Raw genomic sequence first — 11,667 nt, 5'->3', positions numbered from 1 at the left:
ACGGAAAAAATTTGGCAGTTTTGCGAAAATATGATAAAATATAGTAAATGCGTCCTCAGCACACGCAGATATGCAGAGGCGAAAAATTTTTTCTCATTTCTTGCAGCACTTTCCGCACCTGATGCGAATGTTGTTTATGAAAGGTCGATCTTATCACACAGATCAAAGGGGGAATGAACATGACAAGCAGCGAGCTGAGAACGCTTTACAGCACCTCGGTATCAGACTGCCACAGGGCTCTGATAAAGGAATACGGCAGATACGTTTATTCTATCATTTTCAATAAGCTCCGGCTCTGCGGTACTAAAGAAGATATCGAGGAGTGTTTCAGCGACGTTTTTGCCGATATATTCATAAAGCTTGACGAAGATAAGCTGTTAGAGACCGATATAAAAGCTCTGATAGGCACAGTTGCAAAGCGAACAGCCATTGACAGATTCAGAAGGCTTTGTGCAGCTCAGAAGCACATTGAAAATACAGATGAGAATGACATGGCGCTTATCCCCGCGGATATAAGCGTTGAAGCTCACGCTGAAAGTTCGGAACTCCGCAGGCTGCTTATCAGTAAGATCAAAGAGCTTGGCGAGCCCGATTCCACTATTCTCATACAGAAATACTATTATAACCGAAAATCGGAGGAAATAGCAAAAAATGTTTCCATGACAGCCTCATCGGTGAGATCGAGATGTACGAGAGCTATGGAAAAGCTCCGCACAAAGCTTGCCGAGATAGGTATTACAGAGTAAAGGGGGAAGCAGCTGTGAAAGAGAGAAATATATTGGATATTCTCGGAAATGCAGAGGAGGATACTATGGAATTCCTTACCGAAAAATGTCCCGAGATAACAGACGCAGAGCTTGACGCGCTCATTGATGCAACAGAAAAGAAATATAAAACGAAAAAGAAAGCTAAAGACGGAACTGAGAAAGATAACAATATAAATATGACAGAAAATGAGGTCAGCGGAGTCGAGCACAGCAGACGTCCTGCATGGCTCGCTCCTCTGCTGACAGCGGCTTCAATAGTTCTTACGGCAGGAGTCGTGCTGGGCAGCGTCATGCTCCTGAACAGGCACGGTCACAACGGCGGCGGCATCGAGCAGCCTGCGGTAACTGCGACCACCACTTCCGTAACTGCTGCGGTTTCAACAATTGCAACATCTGCGGGTACAGCAACAGGTACTGCCGCGATGAGCACTGCCACCACTCAGACTGTGACCGCTGCGGAAACCACTGCCGAGACTACAGTGTACACGACTGTACCCTTTGTAGCTCCTGCGGCTGAGAAGCTTTACGTGGATAACGAGCTTGGCAGTATAGCTCTTGAATTATTCAAGAAAGATGATGAGGTCCGCTATTATCCAATGGGAGGAGGTATTGAATGCGATATTCATGACGGCATCAAATTTGCAGCCGATCCCGAGCTTGACATATGGTGCTTTGATTACAGCGTTGAGGGCGACAGTTATCCTGCTGTACACGATATAGCATATTACTGCCATGTTACCGACAGCAAATTCAGCAGTCTGGAAGAGATAAAGAACTATGCAAGACGCACTATGTCAGAAAACCGATATGAACAGTTCTTTGGCGGCAAAATGGCAAAGGATATCGACGATCTGGAATATATGGATACTATAGATAAGGAGCATACAAAATTCTGGATAGAATACAGAGGAAAGCTATATGAGCTCGCCTATGTAGGAGGCTGGGGAAAACTTCCGTCCGTATTTTCGGATTTTTATCCCGTTATTATTGCAGATAAGACAGATACATCGTATACTGCTTATATACCTTTGTGGTATATTCAGGTCGAAGATATCAATAACTGCATTTGTGTAGAATTAAAGCTTATCCTTGATCCCGAGTTCAACGACTGGAGAGTGGATAATGTGGAGCAATTCGACGGCAAACACTATGAAGAGCTTTATAATATGCTGAAAGGCTGACAAAAGCTCTATGTCGGGAAAAACATCATCAAAGACAGCGGGGCTCACTGAGCCCCGTTTGTCATTTTAAAGCTGCACTTGATTATATCGTAAAAGTATAGTATAATTACTTCATAACGAAAATGGAGGATAAATATGAGCATACTTAATGTTGAACACGTTACCCACGGATTTGGTGCGAGGCAGATACTTAACGACGCCTCTTTCCGCCTGCTGAAAGGTGAACACGTGGGACTTGTGGGCGCCAACGGAGAGGGCAAATCCACGTTCCTGAATATAATCATGGGCAAGCTCCAGCCCGATGAGGGAAAGATAGAATGGTGCAGGCATATCACCGTAGGTTATCTGGATCAGTACAGCACCCTTGCAAAGGGAAAGACTATCCGTGACGTTCTGCGCGAGGCTTTTGATCACCTCAGCGAGCTTGAAGCTGAAATGCTCTCCCTTTATGACAAGATGTCCGACTGCTCCGATGAGGAGATGAACGAGCTCATGGAGGAGGTCGGCGAGATACAGGGGATACTGGATTACAGCGGCTATTATACTATCGACGCGAAAATATCCGAATACGCCAACGGTCTCGGACTTAACGAGATAGGTCTTGACAGGGACGTTGCGGAGCTTTCGGGGGGGCAGAGAGCAAAGGTGCTTCTTGCAAAGGTACTGCTGGAAAATCCCATGATACTCATTCTCGATGAGCCTACCAATTTCCTTGACGAGAACCACATCAGGTGGCTGACCAATTTCCTGCAGAACTACGAAAATGCGTTCATTCTTGTATCTCACGATGTACCCTTCATGAACAGCGTCATAAACGTGGTGTATCACGTTGAGAATGCCGTTATGACGCGATATACAGGCGATTACGACAACTTCGTCCGCATGTATGAGCTGAAAAAGAAACAGATCGAACAGGCTTACGAAAAGCAGCAGAAGGAGATCGCAGACCTTGAGGACTTCATCGCCCGCAACAAGGCTCGCGTTGCCACCACCAACATGGCTAAATCTCGCCAGAAGAAGCTGGACAAAATGGACAAGATAACTCTTATGCGCGAAAAGCCCAAGCCCACATTCTCGTTCCGCAAGGCGCGTACTCCGGGACGTGTGGTCATCGACTGCAAGGACGTTGTTCTCGGCTATGACGAGCCCCTTACAAAGCCCATATCAATAAAGGTGGAGAACGGTCAGAAAATAGCTATCCGCGGTGTGAACGGCATAGGCAAGTCCACTCTTCTGAAAACCCTTCTGAAGATAATACCGCCTATATCGGGCTATGTTGAGCACGATCAGTTCGTTGAATACGGCTATTTCGAGCAGGAGGAGGAAAGCACCTCCAAGACCGCTCTCGACGTAATATGGGAGGAATATCCCTCCATGACAAATGCGGAGGTGCGTGCGGCACTTGCTCAGTGCGGACTGACTACCGAGCATATCACCTCACAGATGCGAGTGCTCTCGGGCGGCGAGAATGCAAAGGTGAGGATATGCCGCATAATGCTGCGTGAGGTCAATCTGCTTGTACTCGACGAGCCCACCAATCACCTTGACGTTGACGCTAAGGAGTCCCTGAAAAAAGCCATAAAGGACTACAAGGGAACGGTTCTTATCGTCAGCCACGAACCCGAGTTCTATATGGACATTGCCGATAACATCTGGAATATCGAGGAATGGTCCACAAAGATAATCTGACAGGAACAGCTTTGCAGTTGCTGAGCTCCACAGGGCAGCCTTTAATAGGCTGCCTTTTTATTATACAAAACCAAAGTATAAAAGCAACATATTTACTGTTTTTTATTAATTCATTAACGAATTGTAAAATTTGCGGCTCCCTCTTGTATTATCATGGTCGATAATATATAATATCCTTATCATGATATAAGGAGGTATCACTATGATGATCAAAAAAATCTTAGCCGCAGTGTCAGCTGTGGCAATTATGGGGACTTCCGCGGCTTATAACGGGGTTCAGTTCAGCTTATTCCGTTCTTATGCCGCAGGAACAGAGGAACAGGTCACAGAAGGGGGCGTGATGATCTCTGTTATCGCGCCCGGCTGCAAGCTTCCCGAGGGGTTGAACGCAAAGCTTGTGGAAGTCAGAGGCGAGGAAAAGACAGTTTTATCCGAGTGGGACCCTGCATCAACAGATATACAGACCATTTCCAAGCTGAGCCTGAGCGACGATGTCAGCTATAAGCTTATCATCGGGAATATCCCGAAGAATTACTACCTGCCCGAGGAGACAGATATTATCCTTGAAAACAGCGAGCATACCGACAAAATAGTAATATGCGGCTTTGATATTTCAACGTATCCGGGGACAGGTTCAAGCTTCGTAAAAACAAAGGAACCTCAGTTTACAAGACGCCTTTTAAGCTTTGGAAGCAATTCCAAATCTCTGTCAAGTGCCTTTGACAAGGACCTCATAGAGGAAGCGTATATAAAAGACGACAAGGGCTTCAGGTACATAAATGCCTTTTCAGACTCCAAATCTTCACTGGTGCTGCCTGACGGCCATTATACCGCTTACGTAAAGCCCGCCAACGGCTACCGCTTTGTGAAGCATAATTCCGAAGGTGAATTAGCTGTTATCAGCCTTTCTTCTATGACGTCTGACTGGTACGCCGATCATGCAGCAGATTATTTCGATCACGATTTTTCCAAGGGAATAGGATTCAATGTAAAGGACGGCGAGTCAGACAGAAGAACCGAGTTCTACATTGAGAAGGTTCCTACTGCCGAAAACAGCTGCTCCGCAGCCATATCCGTCATTGACGAGGACACGGGAAAGCCTCTTGAGGGCTGCGTTATCAGACTGAAGGACGATTCCCTTTCATCTCCGTCCTTAACATGGATAACAGGAGAGCAGCCAATGGAATTCGACGATCTCCGCAGCCTTGACAAGACCTATGAGGTAGATGTGAAATATCTCCCCGCCTACTATAAATCCGAAACAGATCATTCCCTCAGCTTCTCCGAATTCGGAGAGCATAAGGATATTGTCATAAAGGCAAAGCGCACTGTGTCCGAGGAGGAAGCGGCAAAGCTGAAAAAGGCAGAGCTTCCCAAGGAAGACCCTGTGCCCGTTGACAGTAAGCACTGCGCCGTTACCATAGCAGCCTATGACCTTAACACATTCCTGCCGCCCAAAAAGCTTACGGCACTTCTCATAAAGCGTGCAAATGACGAAAGCAAGACCAAGACCGAGCTTGCAAGCTGGAATGTCGGCGAAGAGCCCGTAAAGACATTCACTGATATAGAATTCGATCCCAATGCAACATATTATTTGAGCTTCCCCATGGAAATGAATTCCTACAATAATGACGGCAGTATAGAGCTTGACTTCAAAAAGGGCGGCGACACAGATAAAATAGCTGTCCCTCTTTATGAGTCATATATGTACGGCAATGTTGACGCTGACTGCTGTATCTGCACTCAGAAGGACAGCGCCACAAGCTACGGAAGCGTATACAACTACAGCAGCAAGGACTTCCCTCTTGCATCTTACGGCATCTATGACGATAACGGCTACAGATACTGCTACGCTTCGGGATTGGCATCATATCAGCTGGGCTTAGGAGCCCTGCCCGACGGCGAGTATACTTTCAGGGTAACTCCCAAAGACGGCTACAGGATACTTCAAAAGGGCAGCGAGTACATGTGCGTTTCATCACTGCGCGAAAAATTCTCGCTTGAAGCCCTTGAACAAAACTACGAAAAGAGCGTTAACGGTATCAGGTTCAAGGTAGAGAACGGCTTGCTCAAAGAAAAGGTCATTATCCTTATTGAAGAAGCTCCCACTGCGGAGACAGCCTGCTCTGCCAATATATCAGTAGTTGACGAAGCAAGCGGAGAACCCGTAAACGATGTAAAGCTCAAATTTGTGTGCTCCAAAAACAGCAGCTACTCCTATTCGTGGAACACCACCGACGTACCCGTTATGAAGTACGATAATCTTCTGTATCTCAACAGCAAGTACAAGGTATCTGTAAAAGGCGCTCCCGAGGGCTATGAATACTCCGACCAGAGCTATGAGTTCTCATTCACGGAATACGGACAGAATGAAGACCTTGTTATAAAGCTGAAAAAGAACGATCCCCTCGGAGATGTGAACAGCGACGGCAGGATAAATGCTGTGGACGCTTCTACAGTCCTCACATATTACGCAAACGTCTCCACCAACAAGGAGGGCGGCTTTACCGATGCACAGGTAAAGGCTGCGGATATAGATAAGAATGACACCATCAACGCAGTCGATGCCTCCCATATCCTTTCGTACTACGCATATACTTCCACCGCAAAGGAAGATATCATGCCCATAGAGGACTACCTTAAAAATTATTAAAATCAAAGGACGGTGCAAAGCCGTCCTTTGATAATTGTGTATTTGTAATATCCGAGGATGAACTCCTCGGAGAACATAATACAGAGCTATCATGTCTGTATTTCAACTGCCAGGGCTATTGTTACCCTAAGTAGTCTCTGATATTAAAGCTTTCTTCCGTGCGCTGTTCCTCATCTATTATTCCGGGGACAAGCTCGGTAACATAGGTCTCTCCTGAGATCGGATCGATATAATAGCGTATTTGTGCGGCAGTATAAGATCTGAACAGAACAACTATTTCATTGGCATCATTCACGGAAGCATTCCAATAGATAGTGTATTCATCCGAATCCACCATGTTTTTCAGATTGGGATTTTTAGTGAAGCAATAGTTTTTTACAGCCTCCAGTGCCTGCGCCTCTGTAACAGCATCTGAGCTGCCCTCACTCTGATCGGCTGATGTGACATCTGTTTTATCCGACTGAGGAGCTTCTGTCTTTTCAGGCAGAGCAGTCTCGGTCTGAGTTGTTTCAGCTTCTGTTTTATCATCAGCAGTCGTCGCTGCTGCCAAAGCGCTCCCCGATACTTCCGAAGCAGTTGTTACAGCAGCAGAAGAGCTGTTGTTCCTGTTGTCATTTTTGGACTCTGAGCTGTCTTTTCCGCAGCCGGTCAGTGTGCATACAGCAAGCATAAAAGCCAGTGTTAATTTCAATGTTGATCTTTTCATTTTTTAGTTCCTTTCCGAAATAGCTTAACGGCTGATAATACTGTTTCAGCCTCTATATATCTAAACGTTCAAAGTAACACAACTGTGACAGATATTCAAAAAAATCTTTCACGGAGTTAAATCTGAATTTACAGCGGAGGACCTTATCACCACAGCAATAGCAGTGCAAAGGGAAATTATGACGGCTTCGATCTGCCTATTGCTGTTTTTGTAATTATGTGGTATAATACTAAAAAATGACTTTGGAGGAATAGTATGAAACTCAATCCGAAATTCTTGACACACGAAACTAAGGGTGAGCATATCACCGTATCAACAACAGGAACAGACTTCAACGGTCTCATTAGGAGCAATCCCACAGCCGCTTTTATTATTGAAGCTCTGAAAACAGATACTACCGAAAGCGCTATCGTTGACAAGCTCCTTGCAAAGTACGATGTAGACCGTACCACAGCCGAAAAGGACGTTGCCGATATCATTGGCAAGCTCCGCGATATTGGAGCTGTGATAAATGAATAATACAGCAAAAGACGTCATATACCTCCTCGCCTGTGCCGTGAACGGTATTTCTCCCGATAAGGAGAGAGTCCTGGCTATGGACATGGAGAAGCTCTATGAGTTCTGCAAGTGGCATACTCTCAGAGCTGCAGTGCATACAGCCTTAAAGTCGGCAGGCGTGACCGATCATGAATTTGAACAGGCATACAATAAGGCTGTCCGCAAGAATATCATGCTGGACGTGGAGCGAACAGCGATATCAGAGGAACTTGAGAAGAACGGCATATGGTATATGCCGCTGAAAGGCTCCATACTGAAAGACCTCTATCCCGAAAACGGTATGCGCGAAATGGCGGATAATGACGTCCTCTATGACAGCACAAAGCAGCAGAAGGTCAAGGAGCTCATGCTCAGTATGGGCTATACTGCGGAGAGTGTCGGCAAGCATCACCATGATACATATATGAAGCCGCCTGTGCTGAACTTTGAACTTCACACTGTTCTGTTCGGAGCTAATATTGAGCATCTGCACGACTATTACCGTGAACCTCAAAGGCTCATGATACAGGATGAGGGTAAGAAGTTCGGCTATCATATGTCTGACGAGGACTTCTACGTGTATGTGACCGCCCATGAATACAAGCATTTTTCAAGCGGCGGTACAGGCATAAGGAACCTGCTCGACTGCTATGTTTATGTGAAAAGCAAGGGTGATTCCCTTGACTGGAAGTACATCACAGAGCAGTGCAGACAGATGAAGATAGATGATTTCGAGAGTTCCCGCCGTGCGCTTGCCATTAAGGTGTTTTTATCTTCAGAGCTGCCCGTCCTTAACGACGCAGAGCAGGCTCTGCTGGAGGAATACATTAAGTACGGAACATATGGCACTGTTGAAAACCATATGGCTCATTTTGCGCCTCACAGATCGAAAACGAAGAATATACTGCGCAATATGTTCCCGTCAATGAACTACATGAAGACTTCCGTCAAGTTTGTCGGCAAATGCCCTTTCCTCTATCCGTTAGGCGTGGTATACCGCTGGGGACGTGTACTTCTGATACGCCGTAAGTATCTCTCTACAATTTTGAAAGTGATGAAGAAAAATGCCAAAGAGAAAGTATAAGATAGCCGATAAGGTCATTGAGGTAAGCTCCATACATGAGCTTGTCCACGAATACTGCAAGGAATACATAACTGATGAAGCTCCCGATTTTTCGGTAACTATAACTCCCGAAGATATTGCTTTGGAGAAGCAGAAGTCCGACTCTGAGTATGCTTATGAGGGACTTCCGCTGCCGAACTTCTCTGATGAGCTCCTTGAAGAAACGGCGGTATACCGCAAGATAGCAGAGATAATGCCCGACTATGATACGTTCGTATTTCACGGTTCTGTTATCGCAGTTGACGGTGAGGGCTACCTGTTCACAGCAAAAAGCGGCACGGGAAAGTCCACGCATACAAGGCTTTGGCGCGAGTATTTCGGCGAAAGAGCTGTTATGGTCAATGACGATAAGCCAATGCTGAAAGTGACCGAGAATGGAGTTATTGCCTACGGTACGCCATATAACGGCAAGCACGGCTTAGGCACAAATATAGCCGTTCCGCTGAAAGCAATATGTATCCTGACAAGAGCTGCCGAAAATCATATCGAACCTATCACAAGAGAGCAAGCCTATTCTATGCTATTGCAGCAGTCATATCGTCCTGCAAACGGCGAAAAACTGATGAAAACGCTCGACCTTGCGGACAGAATGGCTGAGGGCGTGAAACTATATAGGCTCGGCTGTAATATGGATATTGAAGCGGCGAAGGTCGCATTTGAGGGTATGCAATGACTAAATTTGAAGATATTATCGAGCGTGACGGACGGCTGATCTATACCAATGTGGGTGACAGTATGCGTCCGCTGATACGGCAGGACAAGGACTTGATGATCATAGAAAAGCCGCAGGGACGGCTGAAAAAGTACGACGTTCCGCTTTATAAAAGGGATAGCGGTCAGTATGTGCTTCACCGTATACTAAAAGTCCGCGATAATGATTATGTTATCTGCGGCGATAACCGTTACTGCAAAGAGTACGGAATAACGGACAAGCATATTATCGGCGTACTGACGGCAGTTGTCCGTGACGGCAAGGAAGTTCTCATAACAGACTGTAAGTACCGTATTTACGTTCACCTGTGGTGCGACCTCTTCCCCATAAGAGCCTTCATACTGCGAATAAAAACGATACCAAAACGGCTGAAAAGAAAACTGAAACGATGAAGAATAATGCAATAAAATGGCTATACGCCGTACCTGAAAAGAAAAAGCTGTACATACTTGCTCTGATGATAGTACAGGCTCTGCACGGAGCAAGCGGTGTGCTGTATGCCTTGCTGTTGCGGAATATCGTGGATAACGCGACTGCACACGACAGAAGCGGCTTCTGGTTTTATGTGCTGCTAACGGTTTTGCTTGTACTTTCGCAGATAGGAATGAGAGCTATAATTCGCTGGCTGAACGAGTTATCGAGAGCGACTTTCGAGAACATCTTCAAGGCTCGGCTCATGCGGAATATCCTGCGTAAAGATTTTGCAAGCGTGAACGCCGTCCATTCGGGCGAATGGCTCAACAGGCTGACAAATGATACAGTCGTAGTTGCCGAAAGCTATGTGGACATACTTCCCGGACTGGTGGGAATGGTGGTAAAGCTGATAAGTGCGGTCATTATGATGATCGTCCTTGACTGGCGGTTCGCCTGCGTACTGCTCCCCTGCGGCGTTCTGCTGATACTGCTGACCTATGCCTTCCGCAAGGTGCTGAAAAAGCTCCATAAGAACGTGCAGGAGCGCGACGGTAAGCTCCGTATATTCCTGCAGGAGCACATCGGCAGCATGATGATAATTCGCTCCTTTGCAGCAGAACAGCAAACGGAAGATGAAGCCGTTACCAAAATGCATGCGCATAAGAGTTCCCGAATGAAGAGAAACCGCTTCTCCAACTTCTGTAACATCGGCTTCGGTATTGCTATGAACGGAATGTACCTGTTCGGCGTGTGCTACTGCGGATATGGGATACTGCTCGGTACTATCTCCTATGGTACGCTGACCGCTATCACACAGCTCATATCGCAGATACAAGCTCCGTTTGCCAATATCACGGGCTATCTGCCGAGATTTTATGCTATGACCGCAAGTGCTGAGCGCCTTATGGAGATTGAAAGCTTCTCTGATGACTGCGAAAAAACTGCACTTGACATTGATACAGTCAAGGCATATTATTCCGATAAGCTGGGAGCTTTCGGCTTGAAAAATGCCGATTTCACCTATTATCCTGCAGTTGACAGCATCAAGGACTTGTCAAAAGATGATCAGCCCATAGTGCTGAAAAACATCAGTATTGAAATAAAAAAAGGCGAATATGTGGCGTTTACAGGTCACAGCGGCTGCGGAAAATCGACGGTTTTGAAACTGTTGATGAGCATTTATAAGCTGGACAGCGGAGAGCGCTATCTGACCGATACAGACGGTGAAAAGCCGTTATCCGCAGAATGGCACAGGCTGTTCGCCTACGTTCCGCAGGGCAATCAGCTCATGAGCGGAACGATACGCGATGTGGTATGCTTTGCGGATAAAAGCGGACTGCATGATGAAGAGCGCATTAATAATGCCCTGAAAATAGCCTGTGCTTATGAGTTCGTAAGCGAGCTTGAAAGCGGCATTGATACTCTCCTCGGTGAGCGCGGAACAGGTCTCTCCGAGGGACAGATGCAGCGTATCGCAATAGCAAGGGCGATATTCAGTGATAGCCCGATACTGCTCCTTGATGAAGCCACGTCTGCACTTGACGAGCATACGGAAAAACTGCTGCTGCAAAATCTACGGAGTATGACGGATAAAACGGTAGTCATTGTCACGCATCGTCCTGCGGCACTGGAGATATGCGACAGGGTCATTGACTTCACAGACTTGCAGAGTAACAATTGATATATAAAGACTCGGGACGGCTGCACGCCGTCCTTTTTTGCTGTGGTATCATAATATAAAAAAACAGCAGATGTTCCCTAAAGATACATCTGCTGTTCTGTTTCACAGTCTGTTACAGGTCTTTATCCGACAGCTTCGGACAGACCTGCATAGCATTAATAATCGTTTGTTTCAGGAGTACCTGATGCAGGACTTGTTGTGATA

The 11,667-nt window shown here is 46.3% G+C and carries 10 protein-coding genes; 9 read left to right on the top strand and 1 reads right to left on the bottom strand.

All coding sequences use genetic code 11. The annotated features are described in order from the left end of the window. Positions 1–179: 179 nt before the first annotated feature. From N774_RS0115240 to N774_RS19875, 4 genes are all read left to right on the top strand, one after another. A complete protein-coding gene (locus tag N774_RS0115240; protein ID WP_024862068.1) occupies positions 180–746 on the top strand; it encodes an RNA polymerase sigma factor in 567 nt (188 codons plus the stop codon). A gap of 14 nt (positions 747–760) precedes the next feature. Then, complete coding sequence (locus N774_RS0115235; RefSeq protein ID WP_024862067.1) at positions 761–1,948, top strand: hypothetical protein; 1,188 nt, start codon at positions 761–763, stop codon at positions 1,946–1,948. 135 nt (positions 1,949–2,083) lie between these two features. Next, positions 2,084–3,637 (top strand): ABC-F family ATP-binding cassette domain-containing protein, encoded by a 1,554-nt coding sequence (locus tag N774_RS0115230; RefSeq protein WP_024862066.1) that lies wholly within the window; start codon positions 2,084–2,086, stop codon positions 3,635–3,637. A gap of 202 nt (positions 3,638–3,839) precedes the next feature. Continuing rightward, positions 3,840–6,290, top strand: a complete 2,451-nt coding sequence (locus N774_RS19875) for a dockerin type I domain-containing protein (RefSeq protein WP_024862065.1) — start codon at positions 3,840–3,842, stop codon at positions 6,288–6,290. 121 nt (positions 6,291–6,411) lie between these two features. On the opposite strand, the gene N774_RS0115220 is transcribed toward N774_RS19875, so the two are convergent. Continuing rightward, positions 6,412–6,996, bottom strand: coding sequence for a hypothetical protein (locus N774_RS0115220; protein WP_024862064.1), 585 nt, complete (start codon positions 6,994–6,996; stop codon positions 6,412–6,414). Positions 6,997–7,251: 255 nt separating this feature from the next. Between N774_RS0115220 and N774_RS0115215 the strand changes: the two genes are divergently transcribed. From N774_RS0115215 to N774_RS0115195, 5 genes are read left to right on the top strand one after another with little or no spacing between them, the layout of a single operon-like run. Further along, a complete protein-coding gene (locus tag N774_RS0115215; protein WP_024862063.1) occupies positions 7,252–7,515 on the top strand; it encodes a PqqD family protein in 264 nt (87 codons plus the stop codon). Then, positions 7,508–8,617 (top strand): nucleotidyltransferase domain-containing protein, encoded by a 1,110-nt coding sequence (locus N774_RS0115210; RefSeq protein ID WP_024862062.1) that lies wholly within the window; start codon positions 7,508–7,510, stop codon positions 8,615–8,617. Before N774_RS0115215 ends, N774_RS0115210 begins: the two co-directional genes overlap by 8 nt. Then, positions 8,598–9,329: a hypothetical protein gene (locus tag N774_RS0115205; RefSeq protein ID WP_024862061.1), complete on the top strand. Its 732-nt coding sequence runs from the start codon at positions 8,598–8,600 to the stop codon at positions 9,327–9,329. The genes N774_RS0115210 and N774_RS0115205 overlap by 20 nt, the downstream gene beginning before the upstream one ends. Continuing rightward, positions 9,326–9,760 carry a S24/S26 family peptidase gene (locus tag N774_RS0115200; RefSeq protein WP_024862060.1) on the top strand — a complete coding sequence of 145 codons (435 nt, stop codon included), beginning with the start codon at positions 9,326–9,328 and terminating at the stop codon, positions 9,758–9,760. The genes N774_RS0115205 and N774_RS0115200 overlap by 4 nt, the downstream gene beginning before the upstream one ends. Next, the gene (locus N774_RS0115195) at positions 9,757–11,463 is read left to right on the top strand and encodes an ABC transporter ATP-binding protein (RefSeq protein ID WP_024862059.1); all 1,707 of its coding nucleotides are present in this window, start codon (positions 9,757–9,759) and stop codon (positions 11,461–11,463) included. Before N774_RS0115200 ends, N774_RS0115195 begins: the two co-directional genes overlap by 4 nt. Positions 11,464–11,667 lie beyond the last annotated feature (204 nt).

The sequence above is a fragment of the Ruminococcus flavefaciens AE3010 genome (assembly GCF_000526795.1).
GTDB classification, from domain to species: domain Bacteria; phylum Bacillota; class Clostridia; order Oscillospirales; family Ruminococcaceae; genus Ruminococcus; species Ruminococcus flavefaciens_D.
Note: the sequence above shows the minus strand (reverse complement) of the source record. Positions and strands in the feature narration are given on the sequence as shown.

Excerpts from the sequence above, each read along its gene's own strand:
- N774_RS0115195 (WP_024862059.1), top strand. The coding sequence starts at position 9,757 with ATGAAGAATAATGCAATAAAATGGCTATACGCCGTACCTGAAAAGAAA.
- N774_RS0115205 (WP_024862061.1), top strand. The coding sequence starts at position 8,598 with ATGCCAAAGAGAAAGTATAAGATAGCCGATAAGGTCATTGAGGTAAGC.
- N774_RS0115230 (WP_024862066.1), top strand. The coding sequence starts at position 2,084 with ATGAGCATACTTAATGTTGAACACGTTACCCACGGATTTGGTGCGAGG.
- N774_RS0115240 (WP_024862068.1), top strand. The coding sequence starts at position 180 with ATGACAAGCAGCGAGCTGAGAACGCTTTACAGCACCTCGGTATCAGAC.
- N774_RS0115200 (WP_024862060.1), top strand. The coding sequence starts at position 9,326 with ATGACTAAATTTGAAGATATTATCGAGCGTGACGGACGGCTGATCTAT.
- N774_RS0115210 (WP_024862062.1), top strand. The coding sequence starts at position 7,508 with ATGAATAATACAGCAAAAGACGTCATATACCTCCTCGCCTGTGCCGTG.
- N774_RS0115220 (WP_024862064.1), bottom strand. The coding sequence starts at position 6,996 with ATGAAAAGATCAACATTGAAATTAACACTGGCTTTTATGCTTGCTGTA.
- N774_RS0115215 (WP_024862063.1), top strand. The coding sequence starts at position 7,252 with ATGAAACTCAATCCGAAATTCTTGACACACGAAACTAAGGGTGAGCAT.
- N774_RS19875 (WP_024862065.1), top strand. The coding sequence starts at position 3,840 with ATGATGATCAAAAAAATCTTAGCCGCAGTGTCAGCTGTGGCAATTATG.